24 protein-coding genes are annotated in these 25,512 nt (G+C 42.0%); 8 read left to right on the forward strand and 16 right to left on the reverse strand.

Annotation, left to right across the window (positions count from 1 at the left end):
- The first annotated feature begins 110 nt into the window (after positions 1–110).
- The gene (locus ABKW31_RS09300; RefSeq protein WP_348616064.1) at positions 111–962 is read left to right on the forward strand and encodes a LytTR family DNA-binding domain-containing protein; all 852 of its coding nucleotides are present in this window, start codon (positions 111–113) and stop codon (positions 960–962) included.
- Between the two features lie 56 nt (positions 963–1,018).
- On the opposite strand, the gene ABKW31_RS09305 is transcribed toward ABKW31_RS09300, so the two are convergent.
- From ABKW31_RS09305 to ABKW31_RS09320, 4 genes are all read right to left on the reverse strand, one after another.
- Complete coding sequence (locus tag ABKW31_RS09305) at positions 1,019–1,984, reverse strand: calcium/sodium antiporter (protein ID WP_348616065.1); 966 nt, start codon at positions 1,982–1,984, stop codon at positions 1,019–1,021.
- A gap of 178 nt (positions 1,985–2,162) precedes the next feature.
- Positions 2,163–3,197: a beta-eliminating lyase-related protein gene (locus ABKW31_RS09310; protein WP_348616066.1), complete on the reverse strand. Its 1,035-nt coding sequence runs from the start codon at positions 3,195–3,197 to the stop codon at positions 2,163–2,165.
- A gap of 106 nt (positions 3,198–3,303) precedes the next feature.
- A complete protein-coding gene (locus ABKW31_RS09315; protein WP_348616067.1) occupies positions 3,304–4,137 on the reverse strand; it encodes an HAD-IIB family hydrolase in 834 nt (277 codons plus the stop codon).
- 240 nt (positions 4,138–4,377) lie between these two features.
- Positions 4,378–4,596 carry a TIGR02450 family Trp-rich protein gene (locus ABKW31_RS09320; RefSeq protein ID WP_348616068.1) on the reverse strand — a complete coding sequence of 73 codons (219 nt, stop codon included), beginning with the start codon at positions 4,594–4,596 and terminating at the stop codon, positions 4,378–4,380.
- Positions 4,597–4,780: 184 nt separating this feature from the next.
- On the opposite strand from ABKW31_RS09320, the gene ABKW31_RS09325 reads away from it, so the two are divergent.
- Entirely contained in the window at positions 4,781–5,434 is a 654-nt protein-coding gene (locus tag ABKW31_RS09325; RefSeq protein WP_348616069.1) for a hypothetical protein, read from the forward strand.
- 353 nt (positions 5,435–5,787) lie between these two features.
- On the opposite strand, the gene ABKW31_RS09330 is transcribed toward ABKW31_RS09325, so the two are convergent.
- The gene (locus ABKW31_RS09330; protein ID WP_348616070.1) at positions 5,788–6,270 is read right to left on the reverse strand and encodes a hypothetical protein; all 483 of its coding nucleotides are present in this window, start codon (positions 6,268–6,270) and stop codon (positions 5,788–5,790) included.
- 654 nt (positions 6,271–6,924) lie between these two features.
- Here ABKW31_RS09330 and ABKW31_RS09335 point away from each other — a divergent pair.
- Positions 6,925–7,239, forward strand: a complete 315-nt coding sequence (locus ABKW31_RS09335) for a hypothetical protein (protein WP_348616071.1) — start codon at positions 6,925–6,927, stop codon at positions 7,237–7,239.
- Between the two features lie 283 nt (positions 7,240–7,522).
- On the opposite strand, the gene ABKW31_RS09340 is transcribed toward ABKW31_RS09335, so the two are convergent.
- Positions 7,523–9,790 carry a TonB-dependent receptor gene (locus ABKW31_RS09340; protein WP_348616072.1) on the reverse strand — a complete coding sequence of 756 codons (2,268 nt, stop codon included), beginning with the start codon at positions 9,788–9,790 and terminating at the stop codon, positions 7,523–7,525.
- A gap of 268 nt (positions 9,791–10,058) precedes the next feature.
- Here ABKW31_RS09340 and ABKW31_RS09345 point away from each other — a divergent pair, with 268 nt between their 5' ends.
- The 4 genes from ABKW31_RS09345 to ABKW31_RS09360 all read left to right on the forward strand — a co-directional run bounded on the left by ABKW31_RS09345 (position 10,059) and on the right by ABKW31_RS09360 (position 15,625).
- Complete coding sequence (locus tag ABKW31_RS09345; protein ID WP_348616073.1) at positions 10,059–11,084, forward strand: LacI family DNA-binding transcriptional regulator; 1,026 nt, start codon at positions 10,059–10,061, stop codon at positions 11,082–11,084.
- 71 nt (positions 11,085–11,155) lie between these two features.
- Positions 11,156–12,412: an MFS transporter gene (locus ABKW31_RS09350; RefSeq protein WP_348616074.1), complete on the forward strand. Its 1,257-nt coding sequence runs from the start codon at positions 11,156–11,158 to the stop codon at positions 12,410–12,412.
- 12 nt (positions 12,413–12,424) lie between these two features.
- Positions 12,425–13,966 carry an alpha,alpha-trehalase TreF gene (gene treF, locus ABKW31_RS09355; RefSeq protein WP_348616075.1) on the forward strand — a complete coding sequence of 514 codons (1,542 nt, stop codon included), beginning with the start codon at positions 12,425–12,427 and terminating at the stop codon, positions 13,964–13,966.
- Between the two features lie 255 nt (positions 13,967–14,221).
- On the forward strand, positions 14,222–15,625 hold the full coding sequence (locus ABKW31_RS09360; protein WP_348616076.1) for an MBL fold metallo-hydrolase: 1,404 nt from the start codon (positions 14,222–14,224) through the stop codon (positions 15,623–15,625).
- Here the strand turns inward: ABKW31_RS09360 and ABKW31_RS09365 are convergent.
- Positions 15,602–16,711 carry a hypothetical protein gene (locus tag ABKW31_RS09365; protein WP_348616077.1) on the reverse strand — a complete coding sequence of 370 codons (1,110 nt, stop codon included), beginning with the start codon at positions 16,709–16,711 and terminating at the stop codon, positions 15,602–15,604. The two genes, ABKW31_RS09360 and ABKW31_RS09365, sit on opposite strands and share 24 nt — an antisense overlap.
- 286 nt (positions 16,712–16,997) lie before the next feature.
- On the opposite strand from ABKW31_RS09365, the gene ABKW31_RS09370 reads away from it, so the two are divergent.
- Positions 16,998–18,614 (forward strand): Na/Pi symporter, encoded by a 1,617-nt coding sequence (locus tag ABKW31_RS09370; RefSeq protein ID WP_348616078.1) that lies wholly within the window; start codon positions 16,998–17,000, stop codon positions 18,612–18,614.
- A gap of 334 nt (positions 18,615–18,948) precedes the next feature.
- On the opposite strand, the gene ABKW31_RS09375 is transcribed toward ABKW31_RS09370, so the two are convergent.
- From ABKW31_RS09375 to nrdR, 9 genes are all read right to left on the reverse strand, one after another.
- Complete coding sequence (locus tag ABKW31_RS09375) at positions 18,949–19,248, reverse strand: hypothetical protein (protein ID WP_348616079.1); 300 nt, start codon at positions 19,246–19,248, stop codon at positions 18,949–18,951.
- A 136-nt stretch (positions 19,249–19,384) separates the two neighbouring features.
- Positions 19,385–19,873, reverse strand: a complete 489-nt coding sequence (locus tag ABKW31_RS09380) for a phosphatidylglycerophosphatase A (protein WP_348616080.1) — start codon at positions 19,871–19,873, stop codon at positions 19,385–19,387.
- A 38-nt stretch (positions 19,874–19,911) separates the two neighbouring features.
- Positions 19,912–20,874, reverse strand: coding sequence for a thiamine-phosphate kinase (thiL, locus tag ABKW31_RS09385; protein WP_348616081.1), 963 nt, complete (start codon positions 20,872–20,874; stop codon positions 19,912–19,914).
- 64 nt (positions 20,875–20,938) lie between these two features.
- Positions 20,939–21,361, reverse strand: coding sequence for a transcription antitermination factor NusB (gene nusB / locus ABKW31_RS09390; protein WP_348616082.1), 423 nt, complete (start codon positions 21,359–21,361; stop codon positions 20,939–20,941).
- Positions 21,362–21,838 (reverse strand): 6,7-dimethyl-8-ribityllumazine synthase, encoded by a 477-nt coding sequence (gene ribE, locus ABKW31_RS09395; protein WP_348616083.1) that lies wholly within the window; start codon positions 21,836–21,838, stop codon positions 21,362–21,364.
- Positions 21,839–21,954: 116 nt separating this feature from the next.
- Positions 21,955–23,055 carry a bifunctional 3,4-dihydroxy-2-butanone-4-phosphate synthase/GTP cyclohydrolase II gene (gene ribBA / locus ABKW31_RS09400; protein WP_348616084.1) on the reverse strand — a complete coding sequence of 367 codons (1,101 nt, stop codon included), beginning with the start codon at positions 23,053–23,055 and terminating at the stop codon, positions 21,955–21,957.
- Positions 23,056–23,097: 42 nt separating this feature from the next.
- Entirely contained in the window at positions 23,098–23,769 is a 672-nt protein-coding gene (locus ABKW31_RS09405) for a riboflavin synthase (protein WP_348616085.1), read from the reverse strand.
- A 28-nt stretch (positions 23,770–23,797) separates the two neighbouring features.
- The gene (ribD, locus tag ABKW31_RS09410) at positions 23,798–24,928 is read right to left on the reverse strand and encodes a bifunctional diaminohydroxyphosphoribosylaminopyrimidine deaminase/5-amino-6-(5-phosphoribosylamino)uracil reductase RibD (RefSeq protein WP_348616086.1); all 1,131 of its coding nucleotides are present in this window, start codon (positions 24,926–24,928) and stop codon (positions 23,798–23,800) included.
- 39 nt (positions 24,929–24,967) lie between these two features.
- Complete coding sequence (nrdR, locus tag ABKW31_RS09415) at positions 24,968–25,417, reverse strand: transcriptional regulator NrdR (protein ID WP_068376767.1); 450 nt, start codon at positions 25,415–25,417, stop codon at positions 24,968–24,970.
- Positions 25,418–25,512 lie beyond the last annotated feature (95 nt).

Raw genomic sequence — 25,512 nt, forward strand, 5'->3', positions numbered from 1 at the left:
TGCGGTTAAATACTCAGGCAAGTATGTCCATGCAAAATATTAGCGCACAGTGCCAAATGCCCAGCGGACAGTACTCAGGGATAAACGGTGGATAACAGGGATAAACTAAATTGACACTATTTGAACGATTCGATAAACATAAAACTGTCTATCTCTATAGCTTGATTGCCATCTATTGGTTACTCAACAACAGTATTAACGCCACCTCTGACTGGATGGAAACCACCCGTGATGGCAGCCCTGACTTTGCTATGTGGGAGCCTTTTGTGTGGGAGTATTCAAGTGCCATCAGTAATTTACTGCTGCTGCCAGTGCTCATTTATTTGTGGCAAGCTGTACCGTTTAAATTAGTCAATATGGGCCAGCAACTGCTCAAGCATTTTGGCATATCCTTAGTCTTTGCACTCGCCCATGTGACCATCATGGTATGGATCAGAAAAGGCATTTATTGGTTGGTCGACAGTCAGTATGATTTTGGCCCGCTGCTTCGGGAATTTTTTTATGAGTACCGCAAAGATGTCTGGGGTTATGCGTTTTTCTTTATTCTATATCAGGTTTATTTATTCGTTTATCGTCGTCTCAAAGGTGAGGCCAATTTAATCGGAGCTGAGTCAATGACACAAACAACAATAGACGCCCCCGAGCATTTATTGGTGAAAAAGCTCGACCGTGAATTTTTAGTGCGCGTAGCGGACATCGAGTGGATGGAGTCAGCAGGCAACTACGTGAATTTATACAGTGGTGGGCGCATCTATCCACTGCGTTCAACCCTGACAGAGCTTAGCGAACGATTAAAAAGTAAAGGGTTTAGCCGTATTCATCGCAGTTATGCGGTTAATCATAATGCTATCGAGCATATCTCTTACTTAGCCAGTGGTGATGGTGAAATTCAGCTAAAAAATGGCCATAAGCTGAATTTATCACGGCGTTTCAAAGAAGAGTTTAAACTTCGCCTAAGTTAGTGCATAAAGGGCCAAGAGAAAATTAACTTTTCTAATATAGCAAGAGCGATGGCCACTCAAAAAGCGCTACTGATCAGGTAAGCTGTATAAGCAAAAAATACCGTCAGCAGCAAGGCCCCCTCTAACCTGTTGATTCGGCCTAGTTTTTTATAACCAATACCTAATAGCAACAAGGCAAGGGTTAAGCCGAACATCAAGGTCCAATCACGACTTAAAATTATCGGGTCGACATCCATAGGCTCAATTAACACAGCAATACCGACCACCGCTAAGGTGTTAAATAGGTTAGAACCAATAATGTTACCTAAGGCGATGTCATGCTCGCCTTTCTTAATCGCCATCAGCGATGAGGCAAGCTCCGGCAATGAGGTGCCTATTGCCACAACCGTTAAACCAATAACTAAGTCACTAACCCCTAAGCCTTGTGCAATATACACCGCACCATAGACCAGTAAGCGTGAAGCAATTATAAGTAATACCAGACCCAGCACCAACCAGCTTAGCGCTTGTTTTAGGGTCATGGTATTGTTACTGAGCTCTTTGTCCATGTCCTGTGATAGACCATCTTGCGGGTTGCGCATGCCTTGCCAGACAGACCAGCCCATCACGACAGCAAATACCCCCAATAAACACCAGCCATCAACCCGACTTAATTGATGATCAAACATTTGCCAACCAGCAAACAAAGTAATGGCCAGTAATAGCGGTATTTCTTTTTTAAGGACTTGTGAGTTGACCTTGATAGGGCTAAGCAAAGCAACTAGGCCAATAATTAAGGCAATATTGGTAATGTTAGAGCCGTATGCATTGCCCAGTGCCAAGGCCGGATTGCCATCGGCTGCAGCCATGGCAGATACCACCATTTCCGGTGCCGATGTGCCAAAACCAACCACTAGCATACCAATGAGCAAGGGTGGCATACCACCATAGCGAGCAGCTGCTGATGCTCCATCAACAAAACGGTCAGCGCTCCACACCAATAGAGTGAGGCCGAACACCAAAGCCAAAACTGCCAGTAACATTAGATTTATTCCATCTCAGTAATATAGGCCCAAGTTTAGCAGTTGGTGGATATTTTAGCATCTGCAGGTCAAGGGGTAGGCACAAAAATAAATAAGCTAAAATCTGTCAATAAGACAGTGCCTAATTAGCAAAAGTAAGAAATTTACCCGCATTTATTGATGTATTATTCAACTCAATCTACTCGCCTAATAGCGAGGTAAAATAATCTGTGATCTCTTGATCACTTATTTTTTTATGCTCGGCGCCCACTTGGATTTCAAGCATAGTTTTGTGGGTTGTAGGAAAGCGAGAAAACTGACTAAACAGTTTAAGGCCCATGCGTTGGTTGAGCCTATTGGCTTTTTCAGTCAGTTGCTTGATATCACCTTCAAGAAAAACAAAAAAGCCATTGGTGGCAGGACGATGAACCTCTAATTGAGGGAATTTTGCCAGCAAACTAGCAATGTCTTTGGCACGTGCGACATACTCCGGTATGTGTTGCAGTCGATTATCCAAACCATCTAAAGCGCCAATAACCACAGGAAACGAGGTAAAAGCATTCCCCCCTAATCGACTGCGCCACACCTTACATGACTCAATAAACTCACTTTCACCTGCTAAAATAGCACCTCCAATGGCGCCCAATCCTTTATATAAAGACACATAAACAGAATCAAACAAAGCACTGATATCAGCTGCCGATTTTTCATAAGCACTTGTTGACTCCCACAAGCGAGCCCCATCCATATGCAAATGAACCTGCTGTGTTTTACACCATTGGCTGATGGCTAACAATTGCTGCCATGGAGGTAGCTTAAACCCTGCACGACGCAACGGTAACTCAATAGCTAGAGTGGCAAACGTTGCCTCAATACTCTCAATATCGGCAAGGCCAAAAGGACTATCAAAGCCTCCGATAGGAATGCCCCTTAAACCTAACAAACTCTGAAAGGCGTCGTCTTCGTCTAACACCATGTGTGACATTGAATGAAGGACAACATTGTTATTAAAGCGTTGCTCGGCAGAGACTTTGAGCGCACAAAGCTGGGCAACAGTGCCTTTAGGGAAAAACAAGCTTGCCGGTTTGTTTAGCAGAGTCGCCATACGCATTTCAAGTTCAAGGACCCTATCCCCTTGATTATAAATATCGATAGGACCATCACTATAGTTCGACGCTTGTAATCGAGCCAACCAATCTTGTTGCGAGTAGATTGGCATGCCAAGACTTCTCATGTTCTCTCCTTGTGACCTTTTTACCAAGAGCAAAAGCTGTTGCTACTCGCGACTGAGTTGTGGCTATTGTCCACGCAACACTTATGTCTGCTGGGACATTCAATCTTTATAGTGAAAAGCGCTCACGCAAAAAATGTGCAATGCCATCTTTGTGATTATGCCCAATAACCGCAGTTGCAGACTTTTTAATCTCGGCTTGTGCATTCTCTGGGGCATAACTTTCATCCGCCAGCGCAAACATACTTAAATCATTATCACCATCACCAAAACAAATCACCTTGCTGGCGCCCAATTGTCTTTTTAAATTGGTGACTGCAGCGCCTTTGTTAGCCAGACAATGATGCACATCCATCCACCTTAAATTTTTACCTTCGACAGCGGGTCCCGAGTAAGCAATTAAATTGGCGTAGGTATTGAGTTCTAACCACATTTTATTAATGGTATCGGCCTGACCAATCATACTAATATTGGTCACTTGACTATCAAGAGGTAAAGCATCTAAGGGCAGCAGTTTCGCGTCGGTGCGAGAAAAGTACTTTTCAACCAGTTCTTTTTCTGCATCATGACGAGTTTCACTATGAAAAATAAAATGCTGATGGTTTTGATTATGGTGCTTGCCGATAACATTAACAAAAGGCGTAATGCCTTGAGCAAACGCACAATCGAGCACGGTTGAAATTTCAGCATTACTTAGCAGGTTTTCAAAAGTAAGTTGTTTAATTTTGGGATCCCAGATTGTCACCCCATTATTATAAATATGCGGCAAGTCGAAATCGTGACCATCTACAATGCGCTGAGCCGACAGCATTGTTCGCCCAGTTGCCACGGTATACGCTATATCTTTTTCCCTTAGCAGCATTAGGGTTTCTTTAGTAAAAATGGATATTTCAGATGCCTCGTTTAATAACGTGCCATCTAGGTCAAAAAAAATAAGTTGCATAAATATTTCTATAGCTCGAGATTACGGACAATAATTTTGTCCTAATTTGAATTAATCTATTGTGGCTTTCGAATACGTCTTACCCACCACTTTAGTTTAGTCGCTTGTTTACCATACTTTGCCTACCAATGAACAATCAGGACAATGTAATATTTATTAGTCTCTCGCCAAAGTATGGATGAATCAAATCTCACTTTAAATAGCCGCGAGAAAAGAGTTATTTACAATTGCCAACTGCCTTTACTTCCAACCTTGTAACCAATGCGTGGGATCTTTCAATACTTGCCACTGAATTTGCTCGGAACGTTTGCTCATTACCGCTTCAATAGTGCAGCTTAGAACAGAGCCTTCTTCATCAAATTCAATCTCGCTGACGAGAAAGTGTTTTTCTTTGTTCTGCGGTTTCAATGCAGTCCATTTGCTATTTAATAATTTTTTCGGATTAATAACATGCGTCATTTTTTTGCTGCCTGTGAGCTGCGTTAATTCTGTTGACCTTGTAAGCCTCAAACCTAATTTTAGATCGAATGCGACAAGTTTGTCTGAAAGCCAATGCTGGTGAATCTTAACATTTTATTGCTGACAGCTTGGCCTGTGTTTTGCTCATTAACTCGAGTACAGCTTAAATAATCACAGAAGTCAGATGCAGATTGCCAATTCAAACCTCACATTATTCGACTACATAACAAATTCTAACAAGGCCGATTCAGCCTTACAGGATGCTGCTGTTCGGCAAAAATTTGATGTCGCTTCAGACATACGCAACCTGCAACAAGACATTATCAGTGGTGATATCGATACCACATTGACTCAATTACAAAGTGGTGAAAGCAGCTTAAACTTGCAGACTCTGGATAATATGTTGAATTTTAATCTGCTCTCGGTGGGTAAAGATTTACAACAGGTCGTGCGTGACCTAGGCATATCTAAGGAAATAGAAATAAAACAAATAAATGGCCAATGGCAAGTGCAGCAGACCTCACAAGACAAGCCACTAAACCAATTGCAAAGCTATTTAGAGCGCAATGATAAGTTACAAAAGCAATTAGACACTATGAATAAACTCTCTGAGTTGGTTGAACTGGGCGCCAGTCAACAATATGCCAAACAATTACAAAAGGCTGATATCAGTGAACCCGATGTCGTTACTTACCTTACTCAAGCTCGTGAATATCTGTTCAGCATTGATAGTTTTAGTTTGTCGAGCAAGCACTTATCTTTAGGATCTCGTGGTGAAGCTGAAAACTTTTTTGCCGAAGTTAAACAAACCCTAGGTCTAAGCGACGATAATAAATAAATCAAACTGCAATAGATCGATAGTTGCCAGCAGAGGCAATTTAATGCCACAAGTTGCAGTAGCAGCTAGGCCTTATGCGCTAATCAAACAATGCGCTTAAAAGTCAGAGCGTGTTGGAGATTGAGCAAAAAAATAGTGCGGTTGAAAGAGAAAATATTCAAAGTCACGTTTTTGCCTACCCTAGATATTGAGTTAATTCAAATTTGCGAGAATGTAATGCTTGCCGATACCTAAAAAACCTCCTGACTCTATTGAGCATGTATCTGCCATTGGCTATTATTAATATCATTAGGCCGTTTAGAGGTAAAACTGTCATTTTATGTTATTCATTGCTCATAGCTACGCGCTATGTGTTAGCTATTTTGTAATTCAATTTTATTTTTACAGCGCTTACAACTGATGCCTTTGAATGGAAAACCTTTGTTTAAATAAGAGGTGTTACCACATTTTCCACAATTTTTTTGCTCAAAAAAGTTTTTTGTATCGGTGAAAAATAGAAAATAAATAAGAAATACACCCGGAATGATTAGGAGTATTACACCAACAAAACAGGCTATAACTCTGGCAAATTTCCCCCCTCGCATTAAGCCTGCACCAATCCCATACATTGCTAACCACAACAACTCTACTTTAAAGCTGCTACCGGTAATGTTACCTGCGGCATCAAATTGTTGTGTCTGATGAATAAAACCCGAATTAATACTAAATCCAAAGTCTAATACTGCCAGAAAAAAGAAAACCACCGAAATAATAACAACTGACTTGGGTCGCTGTACCACCACTTTGTCATCCGACACGTCTAATTGGGATTCTGGCGTTTTGTAAATATCACTCATACTTCTTCCTAATGTGTGAGGCCTTATTTATCGGCACGACGATACTAATAAATTTTAGTCAACTAGCGTTACGAACACGATATTGAACGAAGGCAAAAGAATCGGCGTAGCGGCAAGACTCAAGGCTGCTAATAGTCTAGGCAAAATCCACCGTTCGTAATGGCATAAATTTTTATAAATACTTCTAAACTTTTTACCTGCGTAAAAAAACGCTAATAATTCCAATTACGACTTCAACAATAACTTGCTAAGTATGAGTCAAGTCACCGGTAAAATGACCAATAGAGACCCAAAGGCCAAACCAGAGCAAGATCTAAAATCGTGCTACCTTTCTGACTATTATGTCTAGGTAAATAGCCAAGAGCCTTGAGTTAAATACCTATCTTAATTTAATCATTTATCTATGATTTGCAAACTAAATCGAGCACTAAATTTACCTTAGAAAAATAATATTGATATTCATTTAATTTTTCGCCGCTAATAGCATCTGTTACAGACCAGACCCTAGATAAAATTTGACTCTTTGATGACAAAAGTCACGTTGAAATGCTGACTTTTTTTGCCTTGTTTTCTGTGGGGTATCAGCACACTGTCTCCTGACTAACATAACTATCGGGGGAAATGTAGAACAACTTAGAAACACAACGTACTTTATTGAAACAGCGACGTTTTTTAGCCATGCCACTAGCAGGCATGCTAGTTTGGTCGATAATCAACATCATGGCGCCCTTTATTTTCGAACTGATGAAAGTCTATTCGGTATGGCTAAGTTGTGGTTCGATTTTTTATCTCGCCATCGGTTTGGAAAAATTTACCGGCGAAGAATGGTTTGGCAAAAATCGGCTAAAAAACACCTTTGACAGTCGATTTTTTGGTGGCTTACTGCTGTTCCACATCGACATGATAATTGCTAGTCACAACCATCAATCCTTGCAGTTGAGCCTAGACATTATTGCCAGACTAATGTGATTGCCTTTTTCATAGAGAGTAGAACATTGGGTGGGCTATTTTCGCGCTATTTTATTGCTCGTAAATCAGATGTCGTCATTATGTGGTCGCTTGTCGATATGAAGCTGTTTTAGCGGTGATACTCATCATATATGCCATGACTTTGTTTTTATTGAGAAGCCTTTTAACGTTCAACAAAAATTGCTGCTCAATGAACTAAAAAAGGGCAATAAGCTTATGCTTATTGCCCTTGTGGTTTTGCTCTTGATAAGCTGTTTTAGCCTATTTCTAAGCTAATGCAGGCCTAAAACAGCATATATGACACACTGAATTTAATGCTGCGCGGCATAATATAACGGCCATTGGGTGCATCAGGATTACGCGGATCACCTTCAGTAATCCCCATGGTATCCGTTAGGTTGTCGACCGATAATTGCAAACGCAAAGATTCAATGGGTTCAAAGGTCATGCCCACATCCAGTTTTTCATAACCTTCTAGTACAACAGTATTTTCATTGTCACCAAAGCGATCATCCACTGCTGATAAGGTCGCGTAAACCGAGGCATACATATCATTGCCCACTTCAAACTCGTAGCTTGGCGTAACACGCAATTGCCAGCCTGGTTGACGCTGAGCTTCATTCCCTTGGTTGGTCGCACTGGCTGTGATTTCTGTCTTTTGCACAGTCGCATTTAAATTAACCGACAAACCCGACTCATGATCATAGTTACTGTCTAATTCAATACCATAGGCCTCATTAGTTAGTATCTCAGCCGGATCACCGGGACGACGTACAAATGTATCACCTTTAACTCTATTGGCGAATCCGGTGGCAAATATCTGAAATTCATCACTCATAAATTTATAACCAAATTCTGACTGTGTGACTTCTTTAATCAGGTTATTACCGCCCGTGTAAGCGCCCCAGTTGTCACGAAAATCGTCAAAGTAAGGCATCTTGTAGCCACGGTTTAAGCGCACAAAAACACCACTATTATTGTCGAGTGCATAGTTCACACCACCGGTCCACGATACTTTGTTTTCATCATAATCTAATGCTTTATCAATTTGTCCATCAAGGCCTTCATCAACACTGTAACTGACTTTGTGATTTTCATGACGTAAGCCCAAATCAACAGTAATGTCGTCGGTTGCATACCAAGAGCTCGTTGCATAGAAGGCTCGTGTTGACGCATCACCAACAGAATTAATGTCATAACTCCAGCCACAACCGGCAGCACTATCATTGCAGGCAATACCGTCCAGTAGCTCGCCGCCCGGATTCAACACATAATAAGCATGGTTACCAATGCTCCACCAATCTTTGGCTTTAGTTGTTGCGCTATAAATGCCAAAAGCGGTATCGATATCGCCCCATTGTTTAGACACTGCCAAGTCATTAGTAAACGATTCAATATCTTTTAAGACCACCCAACGACCAATTTGTTGTATTGGCGTGCTGCCACTATACACATCGCCGGTGACCTGACCGGTTGCGGAGCTAGCATTATCTGCGACAGTTGCCACTGTCGTCGCCGCGCCATTTGGCACTAAACCAAAGGTATTAGCTTGACCTTTGGTGATATTAAAACGGTCGACTAAATGCCAGTCATTGGGTAAATTTAACTTCAAACTACCACCACTGACTTGCCCGTCCCAACCACGACCATCACCGAAATCGAAGCTTTGCGCGGTGTCATCGGGTCCATAATAAATTGTAGCTTGGCGGTTTTTTGTGCCTATTTGTGTATAACCTGCATCAATACCGGCCACATTCAATGGTGTAGGTAAATACCAAGTGCCGTGGTCATCGGTTTGGCGGGTGTAAAGATTGACTTCACCTTGATCAAAAATCTTGGTTAAATTAAGGGTGAGTTGATTGCCTTGTTCTGAATTAAAGCCTGCATCACGTATACCCGGCGAGCTCTTTACATAGCCCCCAACCATATAATACAGATCATCAGCTAACTCGCCACTCATTACCAAATCGACCCGATTTAAACCATAATCAGAAGTGGTGTATTTGGCCTTCGCTTCGGTTGACTCGCCACCACGCTTCAATCTGAAGTTGGTGGTCAAACCTGGCTGACCATTACTCACGACTGGGTTAGGGCCACCACGCAAGCCTTCAACCATTTCAATGGTTTCATCAACACGAAATATTTGAGAATTTTCTAAAAACGACAAGGTCGGCGCTGGATATATGGGTGAACCTTGCATCGCAATAGTCAGAAATGGCGCGTCGCCACCACCGGGGAAACCACGTACAAACACATTAGCGCCGGACTCACCACCTGAACTTTCAACCCAAACACCAGGAATGGCTTTGAATAAATCAGCAGTAGATTTAGGCGCTAGCTTTTCTATGTCACTGGCATCAAGGTTAGTAACAGCGAAACTAGCGTCGATTTTACGCATCCCCAGACCACCTGGTGTACCACTGACAATAATCACCTCAGTATTATCGCTAGTTGCTTGTTTCTTTGTAGCCTCTTGCGCTACAACCAACTGAGTACTAAAGGCTACCGATATAGCGCAAGCCAACAGACTCTTAGAAAATAAAGTATTCATAGTGTGCTCCTGTGTAATTTTATAGCTTGAAGTTGTTAATCAATTCACAGAAAACCGTTAATTAATTGTTCACTTCCATTTTTCGGAAATCAAAATAGATCGGTTTGCAATCGATTGCAAGAAATAATAAGCAGTTTTGTTAAATTGTTTATCGGGGTTTGTAAACAGCTTTGGTAGAGTCAAGGATTTAGATAAATTCTTATTTGCTGGTAGGCATTAGGTGTTTAAGTAGTTATATTTAATCAAATTCTTTAGATTTGTGTACACTTTGAAAAAAAATCAAAAACTCACTTTAGCCCAATTTGCCGCATTGGCAGGTGTGTCGACCTCAACAGCTTCTCGCGCACTCAACGATAATCCGCTAATAAAACAAACAACTCGTGACAAAGTGCAGGCCTTAGCTAAAGAGTATGATTACAGTGTTAATGCCGCTGCTAGCCGCTTGCGCACCCAAAAAACCAATGTTATTGCGGTTATTCTGAATCTCATCGATAACACAGAACAGAGTGTTGCCGACCCATTTCTGCTCAAAGTAGTGGGTGATTTAAACAAGGCTTTAAATGCCAAAGGCTACGAATTACTCTTGTCTAATTCGTTTATGGCCACCGACAACTGGGCAAACTACTTTATTACAAGTAAACGGGCTGATGGCTTAATCATCGTTGGACAAGGCAAGAGTACTGAGAAAATTACTGCCGCAGCCAGCACGGGGGTGCCCTTGGTGGTTTGGGGCGATCCAACAAGTGATACTCACTACCCCATAGTGGGTGGCAATAATCGTTTGGGTGGTTATAAAGCCACGACACACCTAATAGCTGGGGGTTGCCAGCGAATTTTATTTCTAGGCGACCCTGGTCATGCCGAAATGAGCGAACGTCACGCAGGCTATAAACAAGCACACCAAGATGCCAACATGAATATTGACCCAGCGTTGACAATGCCAATCGATATCACCAGTAAAGCCGCCTACACATGTATAAATCAATTCATTCGTGACCATGGCTTAGCCTTTGATGGGATCGTGGCGATCAGTGATATGGTGGCCTTAGGGGCACTGAAGGCGCTAAAAGAGCGTTATGTGGGCATTCCGGCCGATGTCAGTATTGTCGGTTATGACGATATTGCCTTAGCTGAACTTATGCATCCTTCCTTAACCACTATTCGCCAAAATACCGCACTGGCCGCTGAAAAAATGGTGGAACAACTTATTGCCCAGTTTAACCACCAAGCAACACATTCCGTTGTGCTAGATATCGAGCTTATCGAGCGTCGTTCAAGTCGAACAAGCACTTAACTTGCAATCGATTGCAACTTGCTTTTTTACAGGTTAGACTTTGCTCAAGTTTTGTAACCGAGTATTAACCTATGCCTCGATCTTTGACCATTGTTGCGATAGCTGCCAGTTATTTTATCTTTGCCATCCTGCTCAATAGTGTGGGCACGGTTATTCTGCAATCCATCAACAGTTTTGATATCAGTAAGCCCCAAGCCAGTGTCCTTGAAGGCTTTAAAGACCTGTCCATCGCAGCGGTATCATTTTTAGTGGCCTCCTTTATTCCCCGAATCGGCTATAAAGCAGCCATGATGGGCGCCTTAGTTCTAGTTGGTGTGCTATGTACTCTAGTACCTAGTATTGGCAGTTTTTGGATGATAAAACTGTTGTTCGCTGGCATTGGTACAGCGTTTGCCTTAGTCAAAGTATCGGTGTATGCCATTATCGGCCAACTCACTAACACCACACGGGGCCACTCTTCTTTAATGAATACCATAGAAGGTATTTTTATGTTGGGTGTATTGTCTGGTTATTGGATTTTCAGCGCTTTTATCGATAAAAATGACGCCAGTAACCCACAATGGCTGACAGTTTACTATTTGTTAGCTCTGTTAATTGCCGTTGCTCTGTTGCTGGTATTTTTGGCGCCTATTGAGCGCGAGCCGGCAACTCACAGACAAGCTAACTTGTTAAGCGAGTTTTTATCTATGTTAAAACTTGTTTATCAGCCTCTAGTATTAATTTTTGTTCTATCGGTATTCTTGTATGTGCTGATTGAACAAGGGATCGGCACGTGGTTGCCCACATTCAATCAAGAAGTGCTCGGCCTTCCTGTGCACGTCAGCATTCAGATCACCAGTGTTTTTGCTGTTTCTCTGGCCGTTGGCAGACTGTTAGCCGGCGCCGTTTTACGCCGAGTTAATTGGTATCCTTTTCTCAATGTGTGCTTGCTGCTGATGGCTGTATTGATCGTAGTAAGTTTACCTTTGGCTGAAAAAGTACCTGAAAATTCAGTAACGTCGGTTTTGCACGTGCCATTTGCCGCGATGTTATTCCCCTTAATTGGTCTGTTGATGGCGCCGATTTATCCCGTCTTAAATTCAGTTATGCTCAGCGCATTACCGCGTTACCAACATGCCCCTATGACGGGTCTAATTGTGGTTTTTTCAGCCTTAGGTGGCACAACAGGTTCGATTATTACTGGCTTGGTATTTGATAAAATGGGCGGCCAACAAGCCTTCTTTTTATCACTAATTCCTATAGGTCTTATCTTAATCACGCTGTTTTTCTTCCGGCGTACTTCAAAGTCTCTAGAAACTGCCGCGACTGCCAGCTCAGTAACTCATTAAGGATTATCTATAATGACCAAGACAAATAATGATTGGCATGCTTCTTTACCTTTTTATAACAGTCAGTTGTTCCATGATGTGCAGTTGGCGGGTCTATTCAAAGACAGTAAAACCTTTGCTGACGCAACGCCTAAGGCTGACTGGAATGTCATTATTGAGCGTTATGAACAATGTAAAACTGACACTGACTTTAGATTAGCAAAATTTATTGCCACCTATTTTATCTTACCAGACCCCGTTGTACTGCGAGCAGAGTCCGTGCAAAGCTCGGTACCTGCTTATATCAACCAAATGTGGCGGGTATTAACCAAACAACCCGATGTACCAGGAGTATGCAGTTTAATTCCATTAAAACGGCCCTACATAGTCCCAGGAGGTAGATTTCGTGAGATTTACTATTGGGATAGTTATTTTACGGCACTGGGCTTAATGAATACCCCCCATCACAAACTAGTTCAGAATATGTTAGAGAACTTCTTAGATGTGCAAGCCACAGTAGGCCTAATTCCTAACGGTAACCGCGCTTATTACCACACCCGCAGTCAGCCCCCAATTTTAGGCTTAATGGCCGAATTAGTCTTAGCACAAAGTGATGATCATAACTTGCGTGAGCGTTGTTTAGACGGCATGGAACTGGAATATGAATTCTGGATGCAAGGTAAGGAACAATTAAGTGCGAGTACTCCTACTCATAGGCGGATAGTGCGTATGCCCAATGGGGCAATTCTCAACCGTTATTATGACGATGATGACTCCCCGCGCCCAGAGTCCTATAGCGAAGATATTAAAGCCGCAGAATCACTACCTGCTGCAAATAGAGCACAGTTTTATCGAGACCTACGTGCGGCGTGTGAATCAGGATGGGATTTTAGTTCTAGGTGGTTAGCCGACCCCACTAGCTTAACCAGCATTTGTACCACGCAAATCGTGCCCATCGATTTAAATAGCCTGATGTATTTATTAGAAAAACAGTTGGCCCTTGGCTTTACCTTAATAAATCCAAAAAAATCTGATTATTACGCAAGTTGTGCACTAGAGCGGCAAGCAGCCATTGACCATTTTATGTGGGATGCGGATCAAGGTTTGTATCGTGATTACAATGTCGTAAAAGGTATGCCTACAGCTGCCGTTTCAGCCGCAACCCTTGTGCCGCTATTTGTTGGATTAAGTTCACCACAGCAAGCAGGTAACATAGCAAAAGTAGTTGAACAACAACTACTCAAACCAGGAGGTATCATTACAACCATAGCTGATACTGAACAACAATGGGATGCGCCAAACGGTTGGGCACCATTACAATGGTTTGCGGTTAAAGGTTTAAGGGACTATGGCTATCATGACCTTGCAAAACGTATCATGCAAAATTGGCTAACTTGTGTAGAGCATTACTTTAACAATCATCAAACTCTTCTCGAAAAATATAACGTTTGTGATATCAACGCCACCGCTACCGGAGGTGAATACACTGTGCAATTTGGCTTTGGATGGACCAACGGGGTCAGCAGCCAGTTTTACCAATTGTTAGCAAATGATAGCAAAACCCGATCACGCTAGGATTCACGCTTAGAGCACTCAATTAAGTGCAGACCAAGAACCCGACACTGCTCAGCGTTCTTGTGTCTGTTGGCTTGAAAATAAACAAATAACAATCAAACAAAGTCGCGATTATTTCATTAATTAAACCCCCTAAAAAACAAAACTTTAAGCGAAACAAGTCAAATACTTGATCCAAAACAAGGTCATCAGCCCAAAGCCAGCTACATTATGCTTATATTTTTATAACAAGAAGTAATCTATAAGGGTCTTCACATGGCTATTGTTTATTTTTGGGGAGCGGCGCAAGAAGTTACGGGTTCTTGTCATTTATTAGAGTCAGCGACTTTCGGTAAAGTATTACTTGATTGTGGCATGCATCAAGGCGGCAATTCAATTGAACGCATTGGAGATGGTGATTTTGCCTTTAATCCTGCAGCAATCGACGCAGTGGTATTGTCACATGCTCACCTTGACCATAGTGGCATGCTGCCCAAGCTAGTGCATGATGGATTTACTGGGCCCATTTACTGCTCGCTAGAGACGGCGGACTTATTGCTGGTAATGTTAAGAGATTCAGTCGGCATTTACATGAGCGACCTAGAACGCGAAAACCGTCGCCTTGTGCGCAAAGGAAAACCTCTCATCGAACCTGAGTACACTGAAGAAGATGTCTTACAGGTCTTAGAACAGTGTATTGGCCATGCTTATAAAAAGCCGTTTAACATTGCTGACAATGCGACTATTTGTTTTCATGACGCTGGGCATATTCTCGGCTCGGCTATCGTCGAAGTGAAATTTAGCGAACGAGGTGAACATAAAACCTTAGTTTTTTCAGGTGACTTGGGCAATAAAAGTGCCGTGTTAATGAAAGATCCAAGTGTAATGACTCAAGCGGACATTGTATTGATGGAAGGCACATACGGTGATCGTAATCATAAGTCGATTGACGATACCGTATCGCAACTTAAAACCATTTTACGCGAGACCGAGGCCCGCGGCGGTAATATTATGATCCCCGCATTTGCGGTAGGAAGAACCCAAGAGATTTTGTTTTATTTAGGTTGCTTGCATCAAGAAGGGTTATTAGAAAACTGGCAAGTTATTCTAGATAGTCCAATGGCGATAGAAGTCACTCGAGTTTATGACAAATGGTTTCATGCTCTTGATCGGAATGAAATAGAGCAAGCTAGCCCGCATGCACATTCAATCTTAAGAGATTTTATTCCTCGTTTGTTTTTATCTGTCACTCCAGATGAATCCATGATGGTCAATAAAATCAAAAAAGGTGCTCTCATTATTGCCGGTAGCGGTATGTGCACTGGTGGTCGCATTCGTCATCATTTTAAACAACGCATTTGGGACTCCCGCAACACCATTATTTTTTGTGGCTATCAAGCCAATGGCACCCTTGGACGTTTATTGGTCGACGGTCTGCAGCATTTAAAGCTCTTTGGTGACGATTATGTGGTCAAAGCGCAAATCGAAACCCTCGGTGGCTTTTCAGCCCATGCGGGTCAGAATGAATTAATAGAGTGGATAAGCCAATTTGACAGCTCGCCCAAAGTGGTATTGGTGCATGGCGAGCCCAAGGCTTTAGAAGCATTGGCAGAAAAGTTATGGCAAGACAAAGGTATAAAGGCGGTTGTGCCAAGCTTAGGCCAAAGTCTGGTGTTTTAAGTCTGCTACGCTATCTTTTTCAAGTTCAGCAATATGGGCATTCGCCACTTGTAATTGACGCTCGATATCACGACGGGCGTCAATCATTTCATTGGCAATTGTGGCTAAATGTTTGAATTCAGAGAAGCCCAATTTTTTACTGTCCATGTGTTGATATTCGCGTTTACAGCGATAAAAAAACATCACAAAATTTAAGAATGCGCGCTGAAACGTCACATAACTTCGCACTAATAAGGTAATTAGAGCCAAAGATGTAATCAGCATTATTAATAAGCTATTACGTTCAACTTGAAATTCAGCTTTACTGATCAGCAATTCAAACTGACTTGTTACCATGAGCAATTGCGTCTCGAGTTCATGGGCCTGCTCGCGAAACCGCCCTTGTAAGCCTGACTTGTGATCTAAGCCCATCTTTTGATACGCCTCAACCATGGAAACAAACCCTTGCTGATAATCCTCTAACCAGCTTTGCAATTGGTTTTTATTACTTAGACTGGACTGCTCAACCGCCGCCAGTAACTGCAAATAATACTGTTGTTCTTGACTGACGTACTCCGGGCGTTTAAGCAGCAAAAAATCTTTTTCATTGCGTCGAATTTGTAACAGCAATAACTGCATATTCAGCTGGTTTTGCGCTTTTAATTCAACTTCAATTAAGTGTGTGGCTTGTCTAAAATAGTTCTGCAGGCCGTGATTTTCATCTAATCCAATTTTAGTTTGCAAGATCACTAAATCTAAAAATTGACGTCGATACATAACAAAACTGGCATTTAGTTCATTGAATAAATTGTGACTCTGAGCAAACTCATCAAAATACGGTTTAATTTGTTGGATCTTAATACTAAAGTTGTCAGCCCGAGTTTCAAAACGCGTGATATAACTTGGGTCCATTCTTAATAAAAAATCTTTTTCGTGACGGCGTAATTGCAGCAACTCATTACTTAAGCTTAATAGTGTTTTACTTTGCTGATTTAAGTTAACCAATCGTTTGGTGTTATAGAGTTGATTTACCACCAATATCAACATACCTAACAAACACACAGATATAATGGTGAGTAAACGGGTTTTAATAGAATCTAATTTCATTTTGACTAGCCCAATCTTACGCGTAATTTATCAACCTGAGCAGCATGACATTAGTGTGTGAAGTTTTTATGTTGTAGCGCAGCAAAGTGATTTAAGTGAACACTCTAGCCTAACTACCTAGAGAGTCAGCAGTGACAACCAGCCAATATTTTCATTAGAAAATTGATTTACATCATCGGTTTTTTAACACTGTAGGCTAGACTATTTGAGACTCAAACAAACAGGTATCGACAGATTTAACAGCCGATGTCGCCTGCAGTTTTTAATTTTATAGGAGTGGTTAGTAGTGGAGTTGTTGCAAATTGTTATGACTGGCATGACAGCCGTTATTCTGTTTATATTTGGCCTAGATAATTTTTCAAAAGAAATACAAGGCTTAGCTGGTGAACATTTTCGCAAATCCTTGAGCACTGCGACTAAATGGCCCATTGTTGGCGTTATTATTGGGGCCTTGGTCACTATGGTGATCCAATCCAGTTCTGCCACTTCTGTCATCGCCATTAGTTTAGTCAACGCTGGTGTATTATCCTTTAAAAACAGTGTTGGTATTATTTTTGGAAGTAACATTGGTACCACCATTACCGCGCAATTAGTTGCTTTTAAGTTAACCAACTTTGCTCCATACCTCATTATTTTTGGCTTTATTCTGAGCCTTTTACACAATCGAGTTTCTATTTTTGGTAAAGCCATATTCTACTTTGGTTTTGTCTTTTTTAGCCTTAATCTCATATCAAGTACCTTGTTGCCTTTGCAACAAAATGAAGCTTTGCTTAGTATACTCACTCAGCCACAGCACCCCTTTTATGCTATCGCTTTTGGCTGTATTTTTACCGCCTTAGTGCAATCGAGCTCTGTGACCACGGGTTTAGCGATTATTTTTGCACAACAAGGGCTTATTGGCCTGGAAAACGCTGTACCACTTGTTCTTGGTGCCAATATAGGCACTACCGCTACCGCATTTATTGCGGTGTTTAATATGGATATCGCGGCCAAAAAAGCCGCCTTAAGTCATCTTTTCTTTAATGTAGGTGGGGTGGTTATCTTTTTGCCAGTACTTTTACTGTTTGGCGACCAGCTATCAAAATATAACGACTCACCCGCTATCGCGCTGGCTAACATTCATTTAATATTCAATGTGGTTGCCAGCCTTATTTTTACTGCTTTTATTAATCCTTTCACCCGTCTTATTGACTATTTATTAGGTGAAGGAAAAATGGATTTTGAACGGCTAAATTTACCTAAATTAGAAGAAGGTGATGACTTTTTTACCGTAAAAAAGAAACTGGAAGCCGGTTCAGATAGCCTATTTAGCTTTTTGCAAGAAAACTACAACGCCGTGACACTAAGTGTGGAGACCAATTATCAAGGTATTTACGATGCCGCGGATAAGCGGATCCAATACATTAATTTTGTCAAAAAAGAGTATTTGCATTTTTTTGCTAAAGCCGTTTCCCTGATTAAAGATGAGAAAGAGTCCAAGGCCTTGATTAAGATCATTAATCAGTTCGACTATTTATTTCAGATTCACGATTCAATCACCGACTTATTCGAATCAAAAAGGGTCATGAAAGAACAGTTCATCGAATTGAAGAGTGACTTGTTATTAGTGACTCGTGCACTGTCGATGCAAACCCTAGAATACTTTAATGAAATTGCCCTAGCGATGCACAATAACAACAACAAGACCATTAACTCTCAGGCAAAAGAATTACAACAAGAAATAGATTCCGCCAATCGGGCCCTACTATTGTTGATGATTGATCCCAAACGCACGGATGCTGGTGCTTTAACCAATTTTGTCACCTACTCCCAACGCCTGAAAGACAAATTGACTAATTTGTCACATTTGCATATCAAAATAGAAGATGTTGAAGAGGTCTCAAATACGCTACAAACTGATTAAATATGCTTAAAACGATATCGTTTAGTTAAACCTGCGATGTAAAGCATGCAGCCTTACTTAGATTTTAATTTGATATTTTTGAGTAAAACTAACAGGGTCATTATTAAAAAACTCAACACATTGAGCGCAAATACATTGAGTATTCTGCGTCTCTGCTGGCACTAGAGCAATTAAGGCTGCCGGGATGGCATGACTAAAACACCAACAGTCCTGTTCAGCCAATTTTGCACAAAAGTTTTGCTGCTGACAGAGGGGGCAAATAAGTGGCTTATTCATGCTGGCAAAATGCTCTCAAAGCTAATTGGCCGGTCTTGACGTGAAAAGTTGTAGCAAACTAAATTGAGATCCTGTTGAGTAATTTACTGGCACTTTTTAGCACCCAAGCAAGAAAGGGTAAGGTTAAAAGGAAACCTATCAAGATCATGATGAGACCAATATGATTGATGTTTAACGATGCAGGTAACCAATCTAAACGTTCAAACTGCTCACCTAAACCCCAAAAAATAAAAACAACACCCAGTAAATCCATCACCATGAAAATAACTGGCTTTATTGCTGTGGATTGTTCTATTTCAGCTGTCGACTCTGGTTTAAAGTCTTTTGCATCAGGTAATCTATCAAGGGTTAAATTCATAAACATAGGCACTTATTGTAATCAATTATAAGGGGCTAAAACCTTAAGGCATTAACCTTATGTTTACATTTGATAGCAATTTAAATAGCAAGTTCAATGAAAATAAAAAAAGATTTAAGCGAATAGATAATGTGGCTTATAGCCACTGAAATTCGATTAAAAGATGCAGACAGGCCAGCGAGAATATTCCAGCTAACACATCATCAGCCATAATACCAAAACCGCCGTGCACGTGTTTATCGAGATAGCTGATGGGCCAAGGTTTGATGATGTCAAAGAGTCTAAACAAAATAAAACCCGCAAGGACGGTTTGCCAACTCAGTGGCACTGCCACCAGAGTTATCATCATACCCGCCACTTCATCCCAAACGATAGATGAATCATCATGCACTTGCATATCATTGGCGGTATGACCACATATCCAAACACCAACTACGCTAAATAATACGCACAGCCCAATATAAATAGGCAGAGGGCAGTAAAAACTTAATAATACAGCCAGTGGAATGGCCGCCAATGTGCCAAAGGTACCGGGTGCTTTAGGCGCCAAACCACTACCAAAGCCGAAGGCCAAAAAGTGCAAAGGGTTTTTAAGTGATACACGTTGACGCAGTTCAGCTCGCATTGATTAACCGACTTATAGAATATGAAAACATAATACAATTAAAAATGCTGATAGCCACGAGGTTGTTCATCCACCACGGCATTATTCAGTCGAAATTCAAGTTTGTTGGCTATGCCATTTAACTGTCCAATGCAAGTGACACACACATTGGTGCTCGCCATCGCCAGTTCCAACTTACCTTTTTGTTCTTCACTCACGGTGAATAATAATTCGTAATCGTCGCCAGCACTTACCGCATAATTTCGCGCTACATTTGCCTCAACACTGCCACGCATCGCTTTGGATAGTGGTAATTTATCAAGATGAATTGTCGCCCCGCAATTTGAGGCTTTAAGTATATGACGAATATCAGAGTTCAAACCGTCGGATAAATCGATACAGGCATTAGCCAAACGGCGCAAACTAGTACCCGCTAATAATCGAGGTGTAGGGTAATGTAGTCGAGACAAAAAATACGCTTTATTATCACCATCATTTATCTGCAATTTATCCAGCAGTATATCAAGCCCAGCTCCTGCATCGCCTAAATATCCGGTGACATAAACAAAGTCTCCTGGTTTAGCTTTACTGCGCAGTAAAGCTTGTTCAGGCGGCACAAAACCCTGAGCTGTAATCGTTACCGCCAAGGGGCCTTGAACGGTATCACCACCAATCAGCTGAATAGAATAAAACTTGGTCATTTCGGCAATGCCTGCCGAAAACGCGCTTAGCCAAACTTCGTCGGCAATAGGTAGGCTTAATGACAAACTTATCCAAGCTGGTTCTGCACCCATCGCAGCCAAGTCACTGAGATTAACCGCAATGGCTTTTTGTGCAATCGCATGAGGATTTGCATTAACCAAAAAATGCACACCAGCAATCAAGGTATCAGTTGTCGTTACTAATGCTTGCCCTTGTGGAATAATCGTCAACGCAGCGTCGTCACCAATACCCAGTATGACATCTTTGCGTTGGTGACTTTGCGCTTTAAAGAACGAATCAATAATCGAGAATTCTTTCACTTTTACAACTTTTTAGTGAGGGGATAAACCGAGGAAGCGATAAACCGCTTCCTTGAATTTAATGTTAGGCCAACTCATCTTTGCGCAAGGTTTTGATGGCTTTATCTAATACACCATTGATAAACTTGTGGCTTTCTTCGGCACCAAAAATCTTGGCAAGTTCAATGGCTTCATTGATAACAACTTTGTAAGGTACATCAATGCGTGCAACTAATTCATAAGTTGCGATACGTAAAATCGCTTTTTCGACTGGATCAAGCTCTTCAGGTAAGCGGCCTAAATAAGGCTTGATTTTTTTATCTAGTTCAGCGCAATCTTTTACTACTGAGCGCAGCAGTTCCAGAAAATACTCCATATCGACTTTTTTCATGTCGTTACTGGTGACGATGCTTAATTCGATTTGTTCAACCGGATTTTTCGACATCTGCCAAGAGTAAACGGCTTGCGTAGCAAGCTCTCTGGCTAATCTGCGGGCTTTAGGTTTCACCTATTCAATCCCTTCAATATTGGCTAAAACATTAACCATTTCAAGGGCTGTCACTGCAGCTTCAGCACCTTTGTTACCGGCTTTAGTGCCAGAGCGTTCGATCGCTTGCTCGATACTGTCTGTCGTAATTACCCCAAAAGCGACCGGAATATTGTATTGTAACGAGACTTGCGCCAAGCCTTTGTTACATTCACCTGCCACAAAATCAAAATGAGGTGTACTACCTCGGATAACCGCACCTAAGGCAATAATAGCATCATACTTTTTAGTTTGCGCAAGCCTCTGTGCCGCAATCGGCAGCTCGTAGGCGCCTGGTACACGCACTAAAGTGATATCTTGCTCATTAACCTCGCCATGACGCTCTAATGCATCTAAAGCACCATCAACCAAACTTTCTACAACAAAGCCATTAAAACGAGCTACAACCAGTGCAAATTTTTTGCCTGTTGCGCGGATATTACCTTCAATGATATTCATGTACTGTGCCTTACTTGAAAAAACGGCGCGCAGTTTAGCACAACCGTATTAAGATTTAATCGCTTTTTTTGCCCACTTAAGTGCCAACGATCACTATTATTGCCGTTTCTTGGAGCTTAATGCTCAACATATTCTACTACTTCTAAGCCATAACCGGACAAGGCATGATATTTTTTAGGTTTGCTCAATAAACGCATTTTTTTAACTCCTAAACTCGCCAAGATCTGACTCCCAACGCCCACGGTTCTGGATGTGCCCTGCCAAGCTGCAGCAGTGGGTAGCTCACCTTTATCTTCCGCTTCGAATTGTTTTAACTGAGTTAATACGTCTTGCTCTTTGCCTAACAACACTAATACGCCCCCTTCCTCACCGATATGCTTCAGGGCTTGCGGTAAGCTCATACTGCGTTCAATGGAGCGAGTAGAGCTTAGCAAATCACTTAGTGTATTTTGCAAATGTACGCGCACCAAAGTTGGTTTGTCGCCGCTGATCTCACCTTTACACAAGGCAAAATGCATTTGGTTATCGATAACATCTTTGAAAGTAACTAGATCAAACTCACCAAATTCAGTGGGTAATTTGCATTTTGTGACTTGTTCAATGGTGGTTTCATTGAGGTTGCGGTATTCAATTAAATCGGCAATCGTGCCAATTTTGATTTGGTGCTTTTGGGCAAATATTTCTAATTCTGGGCGCCTAGCCATACTGCCATCTTCATTCAGAATTTCAACAATAACTGAAGCAGGTTCGCACCCAGCCAAGCGCGGTAAGTCAACCCCCGCTTCTGTATGACCGGCACGATTAAGCACACCGCCTTCTTTGGCAATTAGGGGGAAAATATGACCTGGCTGCACAATATCAGCGGCTTTTGCGTCTTTACCAACCGCTGCTAAAATAGTGATAGCACGGTCGGCAGCAGATATGCCGGTAGTGACACCATGGGCAGCTTCAATGGACACCGTGAAATTAGTCGAAAACTGCGCGCCATTGTTATCGACCATCAAAGGTAAATGTAAGCGTTTAGCGCGCTCAGCCGTCATCGGTAAACAGACTAAACCGCGCGCATGAGTGACCATAAAATTAATGGCCTGTGGCGTCACATGTTCAGCTGCCATAATAAGGTCGCCTTCGTTTTCTCGGTCTTCGTCATCCATCAAGATAACCATCTTACCTTGGCGAATGTCTTCAATAATTTCTGCAGTGGTATTTAAGGGCATAGGGAGAATTCTTATTATTACTTTGTTTAATTGTTGCGTAATTTAACGCAAATAACCGTTTTCTGCTAAAAAAGCCATACTGATATCTTTTTTCTGGCCGTCAACAGTGTGTTCCGCCGCTTTATCACCGAGCATCAAGCGCTCAAGATAACGAGCAATCACATCCACTTCTAAGTTTACCTGGGTACCCACTTTGTATAAACCAATAATGGTTTGTTGCAAACTATGGGGTATCAAGGTGATCAGAAAATGACAGCCGTCTACTTTATTAACCGTTAAACTAACCCCATCAACTGTGATAGAGCCCTTTTCAGCTAGATACTTGGCAAGAGAGACTGGCGCTTGTAGCCAGATCTCTACATAACGACCCACATTTTCAATGGATAACACTTGTCCAACGCCATCTACATGACCACTGACAATGTGCCCGCCTAAACGACCATTGGCTTGCAAGGCTTTTTCTAAATTAACCTTACTACCTGCTTGATAATGGGCAAAACCCGTACGTTTTATCGTTTCATGAGACACATCAGCACTAAAGGTGGAGCCACTTATTGCGGTAACAGTTAAACAAACACCATTGTTGGCAATACTGTCTCCAAGCGCTACATCGCTCAAATCAAGTTTATGCGGCTTTATAGTAAGTCGGATGTCCTCACCACTGGGCTGTAAACTTTGGATTGCACCTACATCTTCAATAATACCGGTAAACATAGTTTCTCTTTCTATTTAATTGAACTTGTTATTCGTAAGCTATCTTGGCCGTCAATTTTAAGTCGGGTCCAATTTGACGAATATCAGTCCACGTTAATGAATATGCTTGCTGCATGTTAGTTAAAGGTTCTATGGCAAATAAATCCTGCCCACTATTCCCCATAAGTTTGGGCGCTTGATATAAAATCAACTCGTCTATCAATTTACTTTGTAATAAAGCCCCAGCTAATTTGGCGCCCGCTTCGACCCAAACATTATTAATCAGTTGTGAGCCGAGATAATCAAACACAGCTGCAAGATTTAATTGATTACCGTCATAAGGAGCCTGCCATTGACTCACACTACTCAAAAACGGCACAGCATTGGGCCGACTATTGATCAATATTGTTGGGCTTGATGCTTGCAAACAAATCAAATCAGCCTTGAGTTGATTCCGCCCGTCCAGTATGACTTTCAGGGGCTGACGCAGATTATCCTCCGCTAACACCGACTGCGGCAACCCTAATTCTGCATAACGCACATTGAGTGAGGGATTATCAGCTAACACCGTACCTGAACCTGACAAAATTGCACAACTGCGGGCTCTATGGCGTTGTACATCTTGTCTGGCTAAAGGTCCGGTGATCCACTTACTCTGGCCATTCGCTAGTGCAGTTTTACCGTCTAGGCTCGCAGCTAACTTTACTGTCACCCATGGGCGGCCACTTTGCATGCGTTTAATAAATCCACGATTCAGCTCTTCAGCTTGTGTTTGCATTAAACCATGAGCGGTTAAAATGCCCGCCTCTTGCAACTTGGCTAAGCCACTCCCCGCCACTAATGGGTTAGGATCAACCATGGCAGCCACCACTTTTGTCACACCGGCCTCTATCAAGGCAAGTGCACAAGGGGGTGTACGGCCAAAATGGCTGCAAGGTTCAAGTGTTACGTAAGCCGTTGCTCCTTTGGCTTTGCTTCCTGCTTGCTGTAAGGCGTGAATCTCTGCGTGGGGCGTTCCAGCTTTTTGATGCCAGCCTTGCCCTATGATTTCACCTTGCGGATTAACTAGTACACAACCCACATTGGGATTAGGCGAAGTCGTGTATTGACCACGCTTGGCTAATTGGATGGCTAAGGCCATCATCCGGGCATCAAAGGCATTAAAATGATTTAACATCATGGATCCAAAAATGAGCTATTTATCGACAAGTCAAAAAAGCTAATCGCCTAAACGCGCGATTTCTTCACCAAACTCACGAATATCTTCAAACGAGCGATAAACCGAGGCAAAGCGCACATAGGCCACTTTATCTAGCTCTTTAAGGGCATCCATAATCAGATTCCCAAGAAATTGGCTATCAACTTCGCGTTCGCCCGTCGCGCGTAATGCTGATTTCAAGCGACTAATACATTCTTCGATTTGCTCTGTACTGACTGGGCGTTTTTCCAGTGCTCTTTGCAAGCCAGCGCGCAATTTGTCTTCATTAAACGGTTCGCGCGAGCCACCTCGTTTAACGATGCGTGGCATCACTAGCTCAGCCATTTCAAAGGTAGTAAAACGTTCTTTGCAAATAGTACATTCACGACGACGTCGAACTTGCGTGCCATCGGCGACCAAACGTGAGTCGATAACTTTGGTTTCTTGCACAGCACAGAAGGGGCAAAACATAGCAATCTCTGAAGGATTAAAAGTATAAGTAAACTAGCAAAAAAATGGACAAAGTGATAGAAATCCTCACGCTATTACCCATTATTTGTAATGAT

This window comes from Paraglaciecola sp. 25GB23A (assembly GCF_040012495.1).
Lineage (GTDB): Bacteria > Pseudomonadota > Gammaproteobacteria > Enterobacterales > Alteromonadaceae > Paraglaciecola.